Below are 20,633 nucleotides of genomic sequence, written 5' to 3'. Positions count from 1 at the left end.
ATGCTAAGAACTATTAAAGCAAAATTTATTTTTGGTTTTTTCGCCATCTTTTTTTTATCTTTTCTAGTACTTAATTACACTGTAAAAGAAGTAACTTGGACTAATAACGAGAAGATTATAACTTCTGATTTAGTTGAGTTAAAAAAAAACAGTAATGTGTATGTTCGCCAATCTTTTTTAATTAATCATTATAAAAATAACAAGCTTTATTTTGGTGAAATGGCAGAAGAAATGGTACACGACTTAAACTTTTCTACAGGTAGTAATGTAAGTGTTTATAGTTTAGATGGTTCGTTATTATATTCTTCTGATAAAAAATCCTTTTTAGAAAAAATAGATACTGATCTTCAACAAGCTATTAAGGGAAAAACTGCTTATCATATCTCCTACTATCAAAATAAAGCCAAGGTTCTTTTCTCTTACCCTGTTGTAATTGATGGATCAGAGGTTGGAATTTTACGTTTTTCGAAAGATTTTAGCCTTCTTTATAATCAAAGTAAAAGGATTTTAGATATTATTTTTTATATAGCCGTGGTTATTTTTACTGTAGCATTTCTTTTTTCATATATTCTTTCAAGACATATCACTATTCCCCTCGTTGAATTAACACATGCATCTAATCAGGTTAAAAAAGGAAATCTTAATGTTAATATTCATTTTAAAAGAAAAGATGAAATAGGTGAATTGGCAATGAATTTCAATGATATGATCAAACGAATTAATAGTCAAATATCTACAATAGAAAGTGACCGTGATCGTTTAAAAGAGTTAAACAAGAAGGAAAAGCTATTTTTTGACAATATTACTCATGAGCTTAAAACTCCTCTTACTTCCATTCTCGGATATGCAGAAATTATAGAGCAAAAAGGAGAATCTGATAGAAGTTTTTTTAAAAAAGGTATGAAACACATTATTGAGGAAAGTCGGAGACTCCACAATATGGTAGTTAAACTTCTTGAAATATCTAAAGGCACAACGAGAGAATATCCATTCGAAAAAGTAGATACTAGTGAAATTTTAAAAGATGTTTGTGATTCTATGTCGTTTCGAGCTGAACGTTACAAAAAAAGTATAAATAGCGACATTCAAGAGGATTTGTATGTTTATGGTGATGACAATCGAATTCGCCAACTTTTTATTAACCTATTAGATAATGCTATAAAATACAGTTCACCTTTTTCACAAATAAATATTAGTGCAGAACTTGTAAAAGAAAAAATAATTTTAAAATTCATGAATCCTAGTAATCACATTGAACAGGAACAATTCACCAACCTATTTCAACCCTTTTTTTCAATAAATCAAGAAAAAGCAGAGGAAGGAAGTGTAGGATTAGGTCTAAGTATTGCAAAATCTATTGTAGAGGATCATAAAGGGATTATACGTATCTTTAATGAAAATCAAAATACCATAGTATATGTAGAAATGATATACATGAAGGATGAAAATTTATTATGAAGAAAAAACATTGGTTACATTGGTCAGCCGTACTATTTTCCCTTACCTTAATTATGACAGGTTGTAATATAGGAAAGCGTACAGAAACCATTATAATTTCAGACAATTCGGAGCAGCCTCCCATGGATCAGATGAATAAATCTTTTAAAGTTAAATCCATTTATCGTCTTCCACCGGCTAGTAAATTACTGGGTTGGTCTGATAATAAATCAGTCATTGGAATCTTTAAAGAAGAGGGATTATCTCATCTACAACGATTATCTTCCCCATATGAAAAACCTGAAGTTTTGCAGAAAATGAATAACAACATTTTTAACTTATATATGTCACCAGATGGTAAAATGATTGCTCAAACTAGATTGTCATCATATGGTCCTTCATTAAAGCTTATCTCTGTAAAAGATGGAAAAGAAAAAATTGAGATACCACTTAAGTCTAACCAGAATATCTACCTCCAAGATATAGCTTGGTCTAACAACAGCAGATTTCTATGTTTTCTTAGCTCTAGCTCAATGATTGATGAACCAACAACTATTGGTGTATTTGATATAGTTTTAAACAGCCTTCAAACATACGAATTAGTTGAACTCAAAGATAAGGGAACTTTCGTAGGGGTAAATATCTCAGATGATGGAAAAAATTTGTTATTTACTATAATTCCGCCATCTAAACCTTCTAATGATAGTAGTCTTATTTTCGTGACGATAAACAGTAATAAAATAGAAACTAAGTACACACATCAAACAAATGGAAGTAAAACTACTTGGTTAAATAATTATCAATTTGTATTCCTTGGTAAAGATGAAACATTATACGAATATGATAGCCGTAATGGTGATCTTGCCATCTTATTAGAAAAAGTAAGTATATATGAATTTTCAAATGATCAAAAGAAAATCGCCTATTCTCTGAGTGATGAAGATAATGTTTATATAGGAAGATTTCAAGGTAAAAATATACTCAATGTAGAAACCATTTATCAAGGGTTAACACCCTATGAACTCTATTGGAGCCTTGATAATCAAAGCTTACTTTTACAAGGTAGAAAAATTTCTCAAATTCTTCAAACAGAAGAACAAGTATTTATTATTGATTTTTAGTTAAATGTATTAAAAATACTAAACCTTTAACTGTAGAAGAATTTAAAGGGTTAATGAATTATTAATACCGAATATACATTTTCAATGATCATCGTATACTCATCAAACTTTTTGCATAACCTATTTTTTGTACAATTAAGGTAAGAAATATGTATGGGAGACTTATTCACACTCAGTATTGTGAAATGATTGGCTATTCTTTATAGTTGAACTTCCACAAAATTTGAAGAAACATTTCTTACATGGTAGTAGGAACAAAACGAGGACAATCAAATAAACAGATTAGAACAATCAATCTTGTTTTGAATTAAAAATTGAAAATGAAATTAATTATAAATGTTAAAAAAGGTTCATTTGATTCATGCCAGAGAGAACTAAATGATATCAAATGAACCAAAAAAACAATCAATGTTGGAATCTCGTACTAAGTATTGATATTGCAACATAGTTTTTGGTTTTTCTCATACAATATGATTGTATTTTTTCACTTGCTTATTATCCTTCCTTTGCCCGTTCTGCAAACAACTTTCTTCCTAATCCTGTAATGACACAAATCATTTCCAAAATCTCCTTCCCCTTAGGCATTTTTCGGTAATTTCTAACTGCTATCTTGCAATACACGTCATATAAAATGATATTTTAATTTAAAAATAAAGCCTTTGAAACGGAAGTCCCCTCTTTAGGTTTTATAGTAACTTGTTGTAAAGGATAGCTGTTGTTATCCCTGCTTCTTCTGCGACTGTTTTAAAGCTATGAACGAAGAATTTAAAAAGTTAAAAGAAGAAAAAAGAATCTCGTTATTCCATTAGTTGAGATGCAAGAATTGACGGCTATGATCGTCAATTCTTTCATAAGTTTCCGTTCCTAATAAATAAAATTCGATAACATTAATTTTTATCTTCTAGTGTAAATTTAACGATATAAAATCTGCCCCCTAAATGTTAGTTATTGTCTAACAATTGGAGGTCGGTTCATCCTTTCCAATGATTCTACAGAAAGAATAGCGTATTATTTCATTTTAGGGAGTATTTTGTTTTGATAGCTTGATAGCAATGTGGCGGTACCCTAACCTTATAATTGACTTTACTCATCAAAAGTTTCAACTAAATTTTGCATCTCATCAATTAACAACTTTACTGAAATAGAAGCCTTTTTAATTGAGGGTACTGCTAGAGCAATTTCTCTGCTATATTTAGGTTCTAAATTTTTTATGCAAAGGTCATCTGGTAAATGCACTATGGTAAGCTTATGAACGATTGCTATTCCTAGTCCTTCTTGGATCATCTCCAACATTGTATTTATATGGGAAACAGTAAATTCCGCCTTTAACTTGACTTTACTCTTTTTAAATATACTGATAATTGGTAGTTCAAATCCTCCTCCGCATAATATGATTGGTTTATTATCCAAATCATTAATATGAATAAATTCTTTATCGGACAACGGGTGAGTCTTTGATAAAACGACAACCATCTTGTCCGTGGCAATTGGTATAACATCCATCTCTTTTCTGGGAAGGGTGATGAATCCTACATCGATGACTCTAGTAGATAGCCATGTTTCGATTTCATCTAAAGTGCCTTCGTAAATGACAATCTTTAAAGAAGGATATTTTTGTTGAAAAATCTTTATGATTTTAGTCAAAAACTTAGAAGCACTCGAAAAGCTTCCAATTCGTATAGTTCCAACCTCAAATCCCTTTTCCGCAGCTACTTCCTGCTCAATTTTGTCTACATGATTCAACACTTCCTTAATATGGAATAATATACGTTCTCCTACATCTGTTAGAATTAATCCCTTTTTTCGATCCCTCAACAGTATGGTAACTCCTAATTCTGCTTCTAAACTCAATATGGCATGACTAACAGCTGGCTGAGTCATATGTAAAGTATGCGCTGCTTTTGTAAAACTCCCCGTGTCTATTGCTGTAGCTAACACCTGTAATTGTGATATCGTCATCATAAGTAAATACTTATACCTCCTATTAAAATAATTGATTTTATTTATACTATATAAGTATAGTATCATAAATGATGTAATCATACCAAGGAGGCGTTATGTTAAATGAACAACCATATAAAAGTGAAAAACTTTTTTCTTCTTACTTTTCTAGTCATCATATGGGGGATACATTGGCCACTGGCTAAATTTTCCTTAAATTATTCATCTCCCCTATTATTTTCTGGACTGCGATTATTTATAGGGGGACTTATCTTACTTATAATTGCTATTCCAAGATATAAAATGCTTCGTTTTAAAGAAACATGGCCTATTTACTTTGTATCAGCATTCTTCAATATTATTTTATTTTACGGTCTACAAACAGTTGGTTTAAATTACTTACCTGCAGGACTTTTTACATCAATTGTTTATCTCCAACCAGTTTTAATGGGTATATTCTCATGGATTTGGCTTGGGGAATCCATGCATTTTCTTAAATTTGCTGGGTTAATTTTAGGTTTTGCAGGTGTGGGTGTCATTTGTTTAGGAGGATTAGCAGGACATATTTCGATTATCGGCGTTCTTCTTGCTTTATGTACTGCTGTTAGTTGGGCGTTCGGTACAGTGTTTATGAAAAGAACAGCTCAAAAAGTTGATGGAACTTGGCTAACTACACTTCATATTATAATTGGGGGACTGTTCCTACTTGCGTTAGGAACGGGAACGGAAAGTTGGTCTTCTATATCATGGAACATACAGTTTACTCTATCCTTATTATTTATTTCTATATTTGTAATTGCATTTGGTTGGCTTGCTTTCTTTACATTAGTTAGTTCCGGGGAGGCAAGCAAAGTATCAACATATACTTTTTTAATCCCTGTTATCTCTATTTTAGTGAGTTCTTTCTTTCTACATGAAGCAGTTACAATTAATCTTTTCGTAGGAATGATCATAGTCGTACTTAGTATTGTGCTTGTTAATATAAAGCCTAAAGAGAAGACTTCTGTTTCATCAGCATAAATATCATTTTAAGAATATAAAGAGGTATTGCTTTGAAATAAAGTTAACAAAAACAACTTGCACAATCCCTTATTTAATAATAAAAAAGAAGAATCCCTTTTGAAAAAAGTTTGATCAAAAGAGATTTTTCTTTAGCAGTTTTAAGTTAGGCTTTTATAAAAAAGTTTGATTATTTTCTACCTGTGTTGCTCCACAATCCGCCCCATTATTGTAGATCCTAATGCCCCTGAAAGTTTAGGAACGATTAAAAATGCAAATTTACGTAAATAGATTGACTATTGATACACGTTTTATTCAGATAGCATATAGTTTTTTCAGCAAAATCTTGAAAAGTATTATTGTAGCTATGTTTATATACCTTTGTATAAAAAACTGTTTAAACAATGTCCATTAGAAAAATCACGAAACGTTGATATACCAGCGTCCGTGACTTTTTAGTGTCGGCCCAAGCTTTGATTTAGGAAACAATTTTAAATTTGCTTTGTAAAAACTACTTAATCTTTTTCCACATGCACTCGCTTCACAAAGAATGATAAAATAAGTCCGATGATTGAAAGGCCAACGATAAAGATGTACGCATGCTTTGTTCCTTCCGCCATTAATTCACCTGGTGTAGCGTTTGGAAATTTCTCCATATGCAATGTTTGGCCATTTACCAATAATGTAATTGCCAACGCTGTTCCGATACCACCAGCAATTTGTTGTAATGTACTCATGACTGCGGCTCCATCACCATATAATTTGCGTGGTAATTGGTTTAATCCATTTGTTTGCGCAGGCATAATAATCATTGAAACACCGATGAAAAAGATGGTATGTGCCAAAATTACTTGCCAAATTGGTGTATCTACAGAAATCGTAAAGACAAAAAGTAAGCTTGAAATAACCGCTAAAAGATACCCAAGTGGCAAAAATTTCTTTGCGCCATATTTATCAAATAACTTTCCTACAAAAGGAGAACAAAAAGCATTCATTGCACTACCAGGTAAAAGAATCATCCCAGCTACTGTGGCACTAAATAGTAAAGATGCTTTAAGATACATTGGTAATAGAATGGCTGATGATAATATGAGGAGCATGCCGCTGAATAATAACAGCGTTCCTAATGTAAACATAGGAAATTTAAACACTCTCAAGTTAATCATTGGTTGTTTCATTTTCATTTGACGAATACTAAATAATATAATGGATACCGCACCTACAATAAAAGGCATATATACCGAAACAGAGTTAAATGATTTCTCCGCAATATTACTTAAACTATACATTAAACCGCCAAATCCAAGCGTGGATAACAGGACAGAAAACAAATCAATCGCAGGTTTTGTAATAGTTGATACGTTATCAATCTGTTTAAGCCCGATAATTACTAAAGCTACATAAAAGATAAGACTAATCCAGAAAATATAAGCCCAATTCAACGAATCAACAATAAGACCAGCTAAAACAGGACCAACTGCAGGTGCTGTTGTAATGACAAGTCCCATTAATCCCATCACAGCTCCACGTTTATAGATCGGAAAAATTAGTAAAATTACATTCATCATTAATGGTAAAATAATTCCCGTTCCAAGAGCTTGAACGATACGACCAACTAGTAAAACTGCAAAACTAGGTGCTGCTGCAGCTAAAATGGTTCCTACAATAGAGAAGATTAACGAACCGACTACTAGTTGTTTTGTTGTAAACCATTGAATGAGTAGTGATGAAACAGGTACGAGAATACCAATTGTTAATAGATAGCCCGTCGTAAGCCACTGGGCAGTCGCTGCTGACACACTAAAATCTGACATAATGTTAGTCAGTGCCATATTCAAGGCCGTCTCACTAAATAGCCCGATAAATGCAGCAAACATTAGTACAAAAGCCATACCTTTAGGGCTACGTACTGGTACAACTTGATTGGATGAAGACATAAATTACTTCCTTTCTTCCCTAGCAATAATTAGACCGGTCTATATAAATTTACGATGAATAAGTCCCTTTTTACTGGGACAGTAGTAAAGGGATCATCTTGTTAACATGATGTAATGGCTCACACGATTTTTTTGTAAAACATAACGTAACGCCCCCTTCAATTAAGGCACTAATTGTTTCACTAATTAAATACGCGCGATCTTCGTTATAGCCACTTATTCTTAATTTATCGTAATAAAGATTTTCCCACATTGTAAAGGTTTCTTCACAAGCCTGTCGTAGATTCTCATTGACAAATACGGTTTCCATCGCGAGCAATCCGAGTGGGACGTTTTTAAATTGTGTTTTGCGTTCTATGTCTCTAAAATGTTCAGCAATATTTCCGATATGATATTGAAATGCTTCGACTGGGTCATCGTAAACGGCTAAATTTTCTTTGATAGCTGTTGAAATCGTCTTTGCAGATAAATTAATCGCTTCAATTGCTAATTGCTCCTTACCATTAGGGAAATGATAATATAACGAACCTTTAGGCGCTCCGCTCTCTTTAAGTATTTCACTTAACCCCGTAGCGTGATAACCTTTCAAATGAAAAAGCAAGGTTGCTGCTTCTAAGATTTTCTCTCGGGATGTTTCTTTACTAGACATATATCTTGCCTCCTTCAAAATTATAACGAACGGTCTAGATAATTGTAAATACATTTTTTTATGTTGTCAATCTAAAATCTTTACTTTTTCACTACGTAAACGATTATCAAAATTTAGAACGCTTAGTTTAAAATGGTTGTCTGTAAATATGGTTCAAAATAGCTTCTTTGTCGTTATGTTCGTATTTTAGATTCTTCCTAAAAAACAGCGCCCCCAACTATTAGCATATAACTAACAATTGGGGGCGCTGATTGATTCCCATATTCTCTTTCCTATTTACTTTGCACTTTATAAACTTTACTATCAGGCTGTCTGTTCATTGCCTGTTGTAAAAATTGAGTTGCGGTAAATAATTTGTCTTCATCAATAGTTGTTTGAATGCCTAAGCGATGTAGGAAATTCACTAAATCATTCGTTGAGACATTGCCGCTTGCACCTGGGGCATAAGGGCACCCACCCAAGCCACCAATAGCACTGTCGTATTTAGTGATTCCGAGTTCAAGAGCAGTAAATATATTGGCTAAAGCGCGGCCATACGTATCATGAAAATGAAGGGCAAACAGATTACTGTCGTATTGCGTGAGCAGCTCTGTTAAAATAGCCTTCACCTGTACAGGGTCTGCTACACCGATTGTATCGCCCAGCGAAATCTCAGAAACGCCCATTTCTATATAGGCATCAATTATTCTCTTGACGGTTTGAATTTTTACCTCGTCCCCAAACGGACTGCCAAATACAGTTGAAATATAGCCTCTTAACGCTATACCTTCACGATTTGCTGCTTCAGCTACAGCCTTTAGGTTATGCAAAGATTGGTCTATGGAAGCATTCAAATTACTTTGATTATGCTCCTCAGAGGCAGAAATAAATAATGCAATTTCATCAACTTTTTGTTGAATGGCCCCTTCTATCCCTTTTAAGTTAGGGACAAGCGCTGCATACGTTATTTTTTCATTACGTGTGATTTTCTCGAACACTTCATGATGATCGGCCAAGGCTGGTATCCATTTTGGACTAACGAACGAGGATACTTCGATATGGCGGACACCTGTTTCACTGATTAAGTTAATCCATTGTACTTTCAAATCAGTAGGAATAAATAAATTCTCATTTTGTAAGCCGTCACGCGGGCCGACCTCTCTTATTTCCACTTTTTTTGGTAAAGTCATAAAGATACACCTCCTTTAACTAAATGCCGAATAGCTGCAGCATAATCCAGCTTGATGCGTAGAATACCATGAATTGCACGCCGGCACCTACACCTAAAATACGATTTAATAAACCACCAACCGTTGCGACTGTAAATGTTAGAACTACCCCTAACAATTGTGCCTCGTTATAGGCAAGCAAGAATGCTAATCCTATGAACATGGCTACGATTGCTTCCTGGCTAATATATTTTAATACTAATACAGACGCTTTACGTGCATAATTCATCGCAAACGGATAAGCAATTAAAGCCGCCACACTAATACCAATTAACCCGAAAATGAAAAAGTCCCATGAAGACATTAATGTGTGTAGGTTGTTTACCGGATCCACAGTAAAAATCGGTGGTGCATTAAATAAAGGTGATGCTGGTCCAAGTGCTACTGGGCTTAACGGAATACCGAATGCAATTAATGGAATAATAGCTTCAGCGATATATGTCGATTCCGTTACTCCATTCATGACAGTAAGACTCGTTGTTGATTTTTTATAGGCACCTTTTGTGCGAGAGCCTACAATTTCTCCCATTAAAGACGTCATCCCTACAGGACTAAAGACAAATGTTAAGGAAGAAAGAAACGTTGTAATGCTCGTGAAAATCGTCTGTCTTTTCGATAAAATTTTAAATGGATTCGGAAAATATCCTTTCCATGATTTCGTTTCAGGTGCAAGATTATATTGATTTTGCTTACTGCGCGTTAAATCATTTTTAGCAACAGGAGATGCTGCCATTAGAATATTACTAAACATTGGCCCAATGGCGATCCCTAAAAAGAATGTAATACTTAAATGTTTATCAAGCATTGCAAAGCTAACGCTATCTAGAGCCTTAATGAAAAACGCAAATGGAATAATGATTAAAAGACTTGCCCATTTCCCTTTTGAAAAGAACGCGATTAAAATAGCGGCAAGTGTAAAAATAATGCCTGACGAAGATTTAAAGAAGTCGGCAAATTGACCTAAAAACTGACCTAATAGGACGGCAGTTGGTAAGGCGATAAATGCACCGATGACACCGCCTGAAATCATTTTACGTAGTGCAACATGCGGCATGCCTAAACGGCGTAATGTATTTGCATGGTCGATTAACGGTACAGCCGTTGTGTCACCAGGAATACCTAATAACGCAGTTGGTACAGCATGTGTTAAATGCTTAGCTAACACCCCCGCCATGAAGAATGCGAACACACCTTCAGGAGGCGCTCCCAGTAAAATAACTAGCAATGTAATGGGTACCATAATTGCAGTTTCATCTGTACCTGAGATAAGACCAATGACAGTGAAGATAGCTGCACCTAGAAGAGCAAATAGCAGAGCAATTAAATATATACTCATTTTTTATCCGCTCCCTTCAAGCCTTGTAAGCTAGAAAGAATACCAAATTCCTCGAGCTCTTTTTTTGTCACAGGGTCTTCCTCAATTAAGCGTATTTCCTCATCGATATCAATTTGTAAATCTTCAAACGCTTCCTTTAAAGAATGACTAGATGTTTCATCCTCTACTAAAATACGCTTTGGTTTAAATAGAATGGTATTGATAACGACAACTATTAGAATACCTGCAATTCCTGTTAATAGTGAGTAGGAGTTAATCATTTGAGGGTCTGCAAACTTCGGAAATACCCACTGGCCTAATTGATAGCCCAAAAAGCTGGCTGCAACGCTTAAAATAATTGAAATGATTAACTGATTACCAGAAACCGTGTCACCTAGAATTTCGATAAACTTTTTTTCATCTACATTTTTTTGCTCATTAAATGGAGTATTCGCCAAGTTACTCACCTCGCAGAGAATTTGTAATCTCTAAAACACGATCATAACGGAAATCTTTCTCTTCAACTGCCTGCTGCACAACACGGTCAATAATATCGCCTGTTGCTCCAGCCATTACAGCCAAGTTTTTGGCATGCAGACGCATATGACCTGATTGAATACCTTCTGCGGAAAGTGCTCGTAAGCTCGCTAGGTTTTCTACTAATCCTACCGCGGCAATATAGCTGGCTAGTTCCTCTGCAGATTGCACATCCATAATTTTTAGCGCGGCTTTTGCAACAGGATGAGTCTTTGTAGCCCCTCCCACAATACCAACAGCTAACGGTAATTCCAATGTACCAACAAGATTGCCTGCTTTATTCAGCTCCCAAGTCGTTAAAGAACGATATCTGCCAGAACGGGCAGCATAGGCATGAGCGCCTGCCTCAACAGCACGTGTATCGTTACCCGATGCTAATACTGCAGCAGTAATACCATTCATAACTCCTTTATTATGTGTAGCAGCACGGTACGGATCAGAATCTGCAAATTCGTAAGCACTTACAATATTTTTCGCGATCGCTATCCCCCCGAGCATTTCTGTCGAGAATTCACCACGAGCACGAACAATACGCTTATCTGCTAAATTTGAAATTATTCTGAGCACAACTCGTCCATTTGTAATCCGTTCGATTAATGGTGACACAGATTCTGCCATCGTATTTACAGCATTTGCCCCCATCGCATCCTTCGTATCTACGATTAAATGCACAACAACCATTGTTTCTTTTGCTGTGTCGATTAAGTGCACCTCTACATCCTTTACTCCGCCGCCCAGCTTTACTAACGTCGGATCTTTTGCATTACAGTGTTCGATGATTTCATCTTTATGTTCAAAAATTTTCGCCCTTGCTGCATGAGGGTCATCAATATTTAATACTTGAATCTGTCCGCGCATAACTGTTCCTGAGCTGGAAGTAAAAATTCCGCCTAACTCATATGCTGCACGTGCAGCATTACTAGCTGCAGCAATCACAGACGGTTCTTCCGTAGCCATTGGAATAAATACCTCTTTACCATTTACTTTAAAATTGGCTGCTACCCCTAAAGGAATTGAAATGTGTCCAATAACATTTTCAACCATTGCATCTGCAAGCTCTAATGAAATTCCACTGTTTAAAGCTTCAACTTCCTCGTTTGTTAACTTTGATTTTTCAGCGATTAACTTAACTCGCTCTTCCACTGAAAGTAAATAAAATCCTTTAATTCGTGAAGTCATCCCCATACCCCCAAAAATATAAAAAGTGTAATACAATTCAACTAAGTTGAATAGCATTACACCAATTGTAAATTGTCTGAATAGTATTGTAAACAAGAAAATTGTATTTTCGATCATATTTACGTTTAAAAGATAGATTTAATCCTCCACATAAATTGTTAATACTTTTGAGTTTTCCGAAGAGTTGTTAATAAAGATATGTTCTTTTTTTCCTGAAAAATACGCCGAGTCACCTTCTTCTAAATGGTAAAACTTATTATCGTATTTCAAGATGATACTACCTGAAATGATGTAAATGAATTCATCATTTTCATGTGTATAAAGGGCTAAATTTTCTGCCCCATTATGTACAGTGACAATTGAAGGATTGATATTGCTCATATAGCTCTTATTCGCTAACAGCTCGTATTGATAACCGAGCTGATTCGTTTCAACCGTCTCATTGCGCTCTTTTTTCGAAACAATAGAAATGCCATCAAATTGATCCTGGATAACAAACCAAGCCATAGGCACATCAAATATTTCCGCAATTTTGGACAATGTCACCAGGCTTGGTGTCGCTTTGCCATTTTCTATTTTTGAAATATGACTTTTCGTTAAATTGATCTGCGAAGCTAAATCATCCTGAGACATTTTATTTTTCTTTCGCATCTGCTTTATTTTTACTCCAACTTCTAGTAAGTTCATTCATTCCAGTCCCTTCGATCAGTTAGGCTTTTTACATAACTATACTATATTTTTAAATGTAGGATAGAAAATACGGAAAGTAGCTATTTGAGGTCTTGAAATGATGAGGGTGTGTAATGTTGTTCACTACACACCCTTTACTATGTTTTATGAGATAGATTTATTAGCAGTCTGTCCATGCATTGCGCCCTGTTTTGTGAATCAGCTAAACAACGTAAAAGTTTGTAAAAAGAACCCAAAAAGAACGGAGTCATAGCCATGATGAAATATCGGCAATTTTCCTATCTATTAGGCATCTTTACCAAGTACCTCTGCCAAAAGCGGGATAGAGGAAGAGGAACCTTTTCTAGATACTGCAAGGGAAGCAGCCTTTGAGGCTATATTTAGTGCGGATGTAATGTCTGCTTTTTGAGAAATCATACTAAGGAAATAGCCTAAAAAAGTATCCCCTGCTGCCGTCGTATCCTTCACTTTGACTTTATAGATTTCTTGCTTGTGTTCTTGAATTTTGTCTCTATACACGACGCCATTTGTACCTAAGGTCAACACAATTTTTAAATTACTATTGTTTGATAGTAAATGATCGAGTATTTTGTTAGGTGATGTTTCTCCACTAATGGCTTGTCCCTCGATCTCATTTAGTAGTAAAAAATCAATTTTCGAAAGGTCTAAATCCTTCATCGTATCACTTATTGGAGAAGGATTTAACGCAATGGTTAAACCCTTCCTATATGCCGCATTGATTAGATAATCTAGACTGTTTATTTCGTTTTGAAGAACGAGGAAATCATCCGCATTGAAGTCCTCTAGCACTTGATCAATTTGTTCGACCGTTATTTCTTTATTCGCTCCACCATAAAGGAAGATACAATTCTCACCTGTCGGCGTCACTTGGATAATGGCATGCCCTGTAATTAAACCATCCTCAACTATTCCCTCAACATTAATTCCTTCTGCGGTTAATTTTTGTTTGAGAAATAGACCATCTTTTCCAATTTTACCTGCATGAAACACTTGAGCGCCCGATTTTGAAAGAGCTATGGATTGGTTTAATCCTTTTCCACCGGGATATTGTTCAAAGCTGTCCGAAGATAATGTTTCACCTTCTTTCACAAAGTGAGGTAATGTATAAACCTTATCAATATTTAATGATCCGAAATTCAAAAATTTCATCTACCCACCCCATTCAATTAACTTATCAATAATTCTATTAGACGTTTCTTGAATAATGCATTGTCAATAGTCTTACAAACTGTGGCATTAGGCGTGTGCCCGGCAAATCCATCCGAAATGGCAAGTTTACTACCGTCATTTAAGATTACTTGACCATAGGCAGCAGCTTCTGTCGTACACACATAGCAATAGCATAATTTGTCCTCCACAACGATTTCATTCCATAATACAACACCCATTGCAACGGCATCTGGTAAATCAACAATATGTTCATTACTTCTTTCTAAATTATACGCAAGCAAGGAACGGTTACATTGAACAGAGAACACAGCCTCTTCTTTACCGCTTGCCAGTAATACATCCATATCTTCCTTATTCCATGCTGCTTCGCCTAAACATACATCAAATCCAATGATGGTAGTAGGTATACCAGAATTGAGCATAATACTATAGGCCTCTGCATCTACATACACATTAAATTCAGCAACAGGTGTAGTATTTCCAGGGCCAAAGCCAGAAGTACCCATTGTGTAAATATGCTTGACCTTTTTCATTGTCTCTGGTGCTTTCAATATAGCAAGGGCAATATTTGTAACGGGACCAATCGTTACAATTTCGATTTCACCAGGGTTATTTTCAATCAATTCAAGGATCGCATCGACGGCATGCTTGCTTTCTGGCAAAAGTGTGGGATGTATTAAATGACAATCGCCCATTCCATCTTCACCATGAACATTCACAGCTGTAACTAAATCCCGCATAAGTGGCTTGGCTGCTCCAACATAAAGCGGTGGCTTTTGACCATTCGCGACCTCAATGGTCATTAGTGCATTTTTTGTCGCTAATTCAATCGGGACATTGCCACAAACAGTGGTGATCGCCTCTACTTTTAGATTAGTTGATTTTAATGCCATCATTAAGGCTACTGCATCATCACTTCCAGTATCTGTATCAATAATTAATTTCCTCATAACAAGACCTCCCATTCATATTTGCTCTGATTATATAATTCCATCTATAATGAAAAAAGGTCAAATGACCAAAACTAAAAAGATGGTGAATATATGGATTTTCAAGCTATTGTGAATGATGCACCAGCGCCTATTAAGAAAGAATTTATTTATAGAAAACATACAAAAGGCAGCCCTATCATTCACCCACATGAACAAAATAATTATCTTTATATCCTAACTACAGGAACGGCAGAAGTGTATAGACAAAGCTATGAGGGAGCGATGCTGTCGCTTTATATTTATGATGCATATAGTTGTTTTGGGGAAATAGAAATTTTTAATGAAAAGATGAAAACACTCGGTGTAATCGCGAAACAAAATTGTGAAACGATAGCTATCCATAAAACAAAGGTGTATGAATGGATGAAAATCGATTTTAATTTTAATGTTTATATCGTGAAACAACTTGCCTCCAAGTTAACATTAAGCTCAGATACTACAGCAAAATTATCATTACTAACTGTTAAAGACCGTATTTTATTAAGCATACATAATCATTATAAAATCGGTGATTTAGGTCATCTTACAAAGCAAATTTTATCAAGAGAGGTCTGTGCCCCCATTAGAAGCTTAAATCGTTCAATCAGTCAGTGCATCAATGAGGGCCTTATACATTATAAAAATAAAAAATTCTCTATTCATTCAATAGAAGAACTAGAAAAACACCTTAAACATTTTTTATAAAGTTTTCGATTTGTTTTCATTTGGCAACAGTAGATTATTCCAGCACATAAAAAAGTCAGTTTCCTGTGCGCTCAGGATACCGACTTTTTTTTGCTTCATCTAATTTGGTCCATTACCTAAGGAAACATGTATTAACCGTCCTTACTACATTCTTAGAGCCTCTTCACCCCTACTAATTCCTGTCGGTTAAATTCCATTTTGTATATATCGGGCTTGGTTGTTTGTAGCAAAAAATCTAAATTGTACGCTTCATGATAGTATCCCATCATCAAGGTCATGACTAATGCGTGAGTTCCTATTACTACTTTTTGCCCCTCATAGGTATTTAATAGCTCTTTTAAAACTTTAACAGCTCTTTTTTGACACTCGTTATTCGATTCTCCACCCTCTAATGCTAAATTGGGGTCCAAGAAGGATTTCTCTAATAGCGGAAATAACTCATTATCAGGTAATCGCTTTTCTTCTGATGAAAAAATTCGCTCTTTTAATTCTTCACAAACGATAACTTCTTGACTCAGTTGTTTAGCTAATGGCTCAACAGTTAAAATGGACCGAGTATATGGACTGGATATTATAGTATCAATTCCCTCACCCCTTAACACATCAGCTATACTTTGAGCACTTAATTGGCCGTTCACAGTTAACCCTCTTGTTCGGTCAATTCCCTCATACGGAGATTCACCGTGCCTCACCATATAAATAAACGTCGTTTTCCCCTTAACAAATGCCACTAATCACTCACCTCATGTATTATTTAGCAGGAACAATATATTAGAGTAGGTATTTCAATGAAATTCCCAAAAATATATGGTTTATCCTTTTTTATGATCCATTTTATAGAACGAATCTGGATGAAATGAGTTTCAAGAAATGTAATTTAACACCAAATCAATCACCCTGCACTGATAATTCGATAAAGAAAAAAGAGTTGCCTATAAGACTCAAATATTCTCATTCAAAATTAAAGAGCATCATTCTTTTTCAGGAATGATGCTCTTTTAAACCAAATCTACTTATGTTCAAATGTCTTACTAAGTATAATTGACAACTGTTAAATGACGCTCCAACGGCGTGTTTACATATATCCTAGCTTGTTAAGAAGACGGTTCATTATTATTGCCATTTCAGCACGGGTTGCAGTTTGATGTGGTTTAAAATCACCTTCATTATCACCTATCATAATACCGTTGGAAATGATTTTTTGCACTGCCTCAGTAGCCCAATTGGATACTTCTTTTGAATCATTGAGAGATATCGAATAGTTTACAGAAGCATTTGAAGGAGTGCTGCTACCATATTCAAGTACTCTCGAAAGGATGACCGCAAGTTCTTCCCTTGAAACATATTCATTCGGTCGGAAACTACCGTCCTCATACCCATTCACAAATCCGGCTTCTATTGCAGAGGAAACCTCCTCTACATACCATTGACCAGAAATATCAGATAATGCTGCAGGATGCGCCGGCTCTGGGATGCCTATTGCCCTGACCAATAGTGCTGCTGTCTCCGCACGCGTTAAGTGGGCATTCGGGTCAAAGATTCCCTGTCCTTTTCCTTCAAAGATAAGCATTGAAGCCAACTTTTCCGCTTCTTTTTTGGCCCAATGTCTTTTCATATCAGCAAAAGTTTGTTGGTTACCAATATTTAAGTACAAGCCATCACTGCTGACGGGAAGCAACGCATAGACTTGACCTCCGATGTTTTCATAACGGACCGGAACATATTTCAGTTGCTTAAGCTGCTCGTTCCATACCGTTACAATCGTATCTGTAGGGTTCTCGGAAACGACAATGCGTCTTTCAACCTTACTACCTAATTGTTTGATAGCAATACCGGCTTCGTCTCCAATACTCATAATAATTTCAAATTGAATAGGGCCAGACAATAATTTTGCACCTCGAGATTTTAGATCATTTAATAAATTAACTGGAGCTTCCGTCTCTCCAACGAAAATTGAAAAGTTGATTTTATCGCTATTTTTCCCTACAAATTGGTTCTTTGCAGAAGCAATCAATTCAGAGACAGGCAGTTTCATTATCCCACCAGCCGCTGTTATTTGAATCGCAAACGAAGGATTCAACTTGAGTAATTTGTGTGCCGTTTCTCCGCTCACCTCGAAATATCCCTTTGCTGTCTTCTTATCGAGCTCAATAAAGCCAGATTTCACTTGAGACTGGGTAAGATTGATTCTTTCCTTTTGATTATTTTGGTCAATGAAATCAATGTAAAATTCCGATTGTAGCTGTTCAGATTCCTTAGTAGGTTCCTTAATTGGTTCTTTAATAGGTTCTTTCGGCTCCTCAACATTTGTATTATTCCTTAAAACAATCAAATGAAACTGTCGACTCTCTGATTCCAGCCCTTTTGTTACCGTAGCTGTGAGGGTAACTGTTTGGTTTCCAGATGATGGCTGAGAAACTGAACCGTCAGCAGGATTAATCAGTTCTGCCCGACTAGAAGTCCATGTAATGGAAGAACCATTCTTCCCTGTAGCTGGAAGACTCAACCGATTTCGTACGTGCTTTTCGTCATCACCAGCTGTGTAACCAATCGCAAGTAGCTTTATGTCTCGAGCCACTGCCTCTTTATCCATCATATCGGTAGCTAAAATCGTTAGGTTATATCGGATTTTATAAGTTGTCTGATTCGCATCAACCTCTGCCTCTAGCGTTATGGCTGAGTCGCCAGCTGGGTAAGCCGGCCGCTGCACGGCTCCTGTTGTTGCATTAAGTAAGCTGTTGTCCGAAGACGTCCAGCGAATCGGACGCCCTGCATCATCTGCACTTGGTAACCCAACATTTGACTTCACTGCATTGGACGTTTCTCCTATGGCGAACACTGGCTTTGGAGCAGCATAAACGGTTAGCTGGCCTAAGTCTTTTATAACCTCGTAATTGGATAAACGGTTCAATGGATCAAGAAGCTGTGCAGTAATATCATAAACACCTTCAGCGCTATCTTCCCTCGCTAGTGAATCATACTTTGCCGTAATGGAGTCATCGGCAACTGCGCCTGTAAGATTGCCAGTGAATGGAGGATTTGCTTTACCTGCCCAGCGTGATATCGAATCCGATGCAACATGAAGCTCAGCTTTCTTAACTGTTAGCACTCCCTCCTCAATAACAACTTGGTAATTATTCAGCTTGCCTTCGGGATCAGCTAAGGACGGAATGATTGTATACGATCCCACTGGGCTTGATTCGGTTGCTGCTGTCGAATAGGACGCTAGAATTTCATCTCCATTCACAATTCCAGTAATTGAACCACTCAAAGACGGATTGCTTTGTCCATATGCCCGGGATTGATTGGCAACCATGACGGTTAAAGACGCTGGTATTACAGTTAAAGTTCCTGGCGAATAAGTGATTGTGTACTTCGTTGATGCCAAACCACTGGCTGTTATATTATAAATGCCGATTGGGCTTGAAGTAACAGCTGCTGTCGAATACACTGGTTGCCCGATCGAAGCAGCTGTGTCCCATGCCATCAGGCCGTTATAGTTCAGTGTGAAATTGTTATTAGTTGTTCCATATTGTCTAGTCACATTGTTAGGCGTTACAGTAAGCGGGGCTTTGTTGACCGTAAGTGTTGTTGTCTGTTCTGCCGCAGGGTAAGGATACGAAGCTTCTGTCGATACTTTCAATTCATAGCTTCCCGCAGCTTGTCTAAGTGAATAGGAGCCGGAACCAATACCTGCTGAATTGGTTGTAATAAAACCTATGGAACTTCCATTAATGGAGACATTAATTCTCTTTCCTACGATAGGCCCATCAGGTGTTGTCAGCATTGCCGAAATAACTACCGTTTGGCCGTATGTACCATTCAAAGGAGACACTGCGAGCGTAGTTGTATAATCCCTTGGTGATTGTCCGACATAGGTGTTAAAGCCGAAGTCATAATTTGTCCAATTGTTTTCCGTATAGGCTTGTCCCCCTCCATATACGTTGGAAGTATAAACCTTCCAAGCCGTTTGCGGCGTATCGCCGATTGAGGAAGTTAACAGCATCGTATATTGCTGTCCCGCTTGTACCTGCGTAGGCTGATCGAAAAATACGCTCACCCAGCCCCCTGGATTGTAAGGGATATCAATGCTCCTAAATGTCGCAGTTGCCAAAGCAGCTCCGGAAACACTTTCACCATCATAAATACTAAGTGTAAAAACAATACCTGAGCTTCCGTAATCTACCATATACAGATCAATTTTATTCAAATAACCGGACAAGCCTGCCGTAAAGCTTTGACCTTTTCCGTGCGCTCGAAAGATTCCACCCGGGTCCCCCGCTCCGGATGTTTGGTCAAGCGTATCAGCAGCCGATGCAGATCGAAGACCATTAATTGTTTCTGGAATGACTATATCTTCCGCTTGTCCTGTATAGTCAGTTATCATGACATCCGAATCAATAGGTGTCACAACAAAATCATCATCGTTTGTATCATTTGCATTGGCAGATATATCCACCCAAGATAAACTAAATAATAATAAAATCATGAAGATGTTACTTATTTTTTTCAAATATAAACGCCCTCCTTTACGTGATTTGCCGCTTTTCTCTATGTATCATTATAGAAATACATACATTTTCACTATACTATAGAAAAAAAAAGAGTAATACTGAATAATGTTAATGATTAGCAAATTAACATTCAAAATTAATAGATTTTTGTATAGCATCTAATGTAAAGCGGACTGTCAGTAATAATCCGTAACTTAAAACCCTAAAATGCTTCATTCACACGACCACTTCAACTACTC

General features: G+C 36.2%; 16 protein-coding genes. 4 read left to right on the top strand and 12 right to left on the bottom strand.

Annotation, left to right across the window (positions count from 1 at the left end; genetic code table 11):
- Together AC1Q6O_RS08630 and AC1Q6O_RS08625 are read left to right on the top strand one after the other, a co-directional pair.
- Positions 1-1,458, top strand: coding sequence for a HAMP domain-containing sensor histidine kinase (locus tag AC1Q6O_RS08630; RefSeq protein WP_008175053.1), 1,458 nt, complete (start codon positions 1-3; stop codon positions 1,456-1,458).
- The gene (locus AC1Q6O_RS08625; RefSeq protein WP_089984649.1) at positions 1,455-2,558 is read left to right on the top strand and encodes a hypothetical protein; all 1,104 of its coding nucleotides are present in this window, start codon (positions 1,455-1,457) and stop codon (positions 2,556-2,558) included. The genes AC1Q6O_RS08630 and AC1Q6O_RS08625 overlap by 4 nt, the downstream gene beginning before the upstream one ends.
- A 1,083-nt stretch (positions 2,559-3,641) precedes the next feature.
- Here AC1Q6O_RS08625 and AC1Q6O_RS08620 read toward each other — a convergent pair.
- Complete coding sequence (locus AC1Q6O_RS08620) at positions 3,642-4,517, bottom strand: LysR family transcriptional regulator (RefSeq protein WP_139150584.1); 876 nt, start codon at positions 4,515-4,517, stop codon at positions 3,642-3,644.
- A 105-nt stretch (positions 4,518-4,622) separates the two neighbouring features.
- Between AC1Q6O_RS08620 and AC1Q6O_RS08615 the strand changes: the two genes are divergently transcribed.
- Positions 4,623-5,519 carry a DMT family transporter gene (locus AC1Q6O_RS08615; RefSeq protein WP_089984654.1) on the top strand — a complete coding sequence of 299 codons (897 nt, stop codon included), beginning with the start codon at positions 4,623-4,625 and terminating at the stop codon, positions 5,517-5,519.
- 494 nt (positions 5,520-6,013) lie between these two features.
- On the opposite strand, the gene AC1Q6O_RS08610 is transcribed toward AC1Q6O_RS08615, so the two are convergent.
- The 9 genes from AC1Q6O_RS08610 to AC1Q6O_RS08570 all read right to left on the bottom strand — a co-directional run bounded on the left by AC1Q6O_RS08610 (position 6,014) and on the right by AC1Q6O_RS08570 (position 15,154).
- Positions 6,014-7,435 carry an MDR family MFS transporter gene (locus AC1Q6O_RS08610; protein ID WP_090001661.1) on the bottom strand — a complete coding sequence of 474 codons (1,422 nt, stop codon included), beginning with the start codon at positions 7,433-7,435 and terminating at the stop codon, positions 6,014-6,016.
- A gap of 70 nt (positions 7,436-7,505) precedes the next feature.
- Complete coding sequence (locus AC1Q6O_RS08605; protein WP_008175062.1) at positions 7,506-8,084, bottom strand: TetR/AcrR family transcriptional regulator; 579 nt, start codon at positions 8,082-8,084, stop codon at positions 7,506-7,508.
- A gap of 272 nt (positions 8,085-8,356) precedes the next feature.
- Positions 8,357-9,253, bottom strand: coding sequence for a hydroxymethylglutaryl-CoA lyase (locus AC1Q6O_RS08600; RefSeq protein ID WP_089984658.1), 897 nt, complete (start codon positions 9,251-9,253; stop codon positions 8,357-8,359).
- 19 nt (positions 9,254-9,272) lie between these two features.
- The gene (locus tag AC1Q6O_RS08595; RefSeq protein ID WP_008175065.1) at positions 9,273-10,628 is read right to left on the bottom strand and encodes a tripartite tricarboxylate transporter permease; all 1,356 of its coding nucleotides are present in this window, start codon (positions 10,626-10,628) and stop codon (positions 9,273-9,275) included.
- Positions 10,625-11,074, bottom strand: coding sequence for a hypothetical protein (locus AC1Q6O_RS08590; RefSeq protein WP_239355063.1), 450 nt, complete (start codon positions 11,072-11,074; stop codon positions 10,625-10,627). Before AC1Q6O_RS08590 ends, AC1Q6O_RS08595 begins: the two co-directional genes overlap by 4 nt.
- The gene (locus tag AC1Q6O_RS08585) at positions 11,067-12,323 is read right to left on the bottom strand and encodes a hydroxymethylglutaryl-CoA reductase, degradative (RefSeq protein ID WP_090001719.1); all 1,257 of its coding nucleotides are present in this window, start codon (positions 12,321-12,323) and stop codon (positions 11,067-11,069) included. The genes AC1Q6O_RS08590 and AC1Q6O_RS08585 overlap by 8 nt, the downstream gene beginning before the upstream one ends.
- A gap of 138 nt (positions 12,324-12,461) precedes the next feature.
- Complete coding sequence (locus AC1Q6O_RS08580) at positions 12,462-13,010, bottom strand: helix-turn-helix domain-containing protein (protein WP_008175072.1); 549 nt, start codon at positions 13,008-13,010, stop codon at positions 12,462-12,464.
- 288 nt (positions 13,011-13,298) lie between these two features.
- On the bottom strand, positions 13,299-14,183 hold the full coding sequence (locus AC1Q6O_RS08575; protein ID WP_008175073.1) for a ribokinase: 885 nt from the start codon (positions 14,181-14,183) through the stop codon (positions 13,299-13,301).
- A gap of 17 nt (positions 14,184-14,200) precedes the next feature.
- Positions 14,201-15,154, bottom strand: a complete 954-nt coding sequence (locus AC1Q6O_RS08570) for a nucleoside hydrolase (protein WP_171364776.1) — start codon at positions 15,152-15,154, stop codon at positions 14,201-14,203.
- A gap of 93 nt (positions 15,155-15,247) precedes the next feature.
- Between AC1Q6O_RS08570 and AC1Q6O_RS08565 the strand changes: the two genes are divergently transcribed.
- The gene (locus tag AC1Q6O_RS08565; protein WP_090001665.1) at positions 15,248-15,880 is read left to right on the top strand and encodes a Crp/Fnr family transcriptional regulator; all 633 of its coding nucleotides are present in this window, start codon (positions 15,248-15,250) and stop codon (positions 15,878-15,880) included.
- A 152-nt stretch (positions 15,881-16,032) separates the two neighbouring features.
- Here AC1Q6O_RS08565 and AC1Q6O_RS08560 read toward each other — a convergent pair whose 3' ends face one another.
- Together AC1Q6O_RS08560 and AC1Q6O_RS08555 are read right to left on the bottom strand one after the other, a co-directional pair.
- Positions 16,033-16,575, bottom strand: coding sequence for a histidine phosphatase family protein (locus tag AC1Q6O_RS08560; protein WP_090001721.1), 543 nt, complete (start codon positions 16,573-16,575; stop codon positions 16,033-16,035).
- Positions 16,576-16,955: 380 nt separating this feature from the next.
- Positions 16,956-20,393, bottom strand: a complete 3,438-nt coding sequence (locus tag AC1Q6O_RS08555) for an immunoglobulin-like domain-containing protein (RefSeq protein ID WP_239355062.1) — start codon at positions 20,391-20,393, stop codon at positions 16,956-16,958.
- Positions 20,394-20,633 lie beyond the last annotated feature (240 nt).

This window comes from Lysinibacillus sp. GW823-FHT06C08 (genome assembly GCF_058795135.1).
This window is presented reverse-complemented; position numbering and strand designations above follow the sequence as displayed.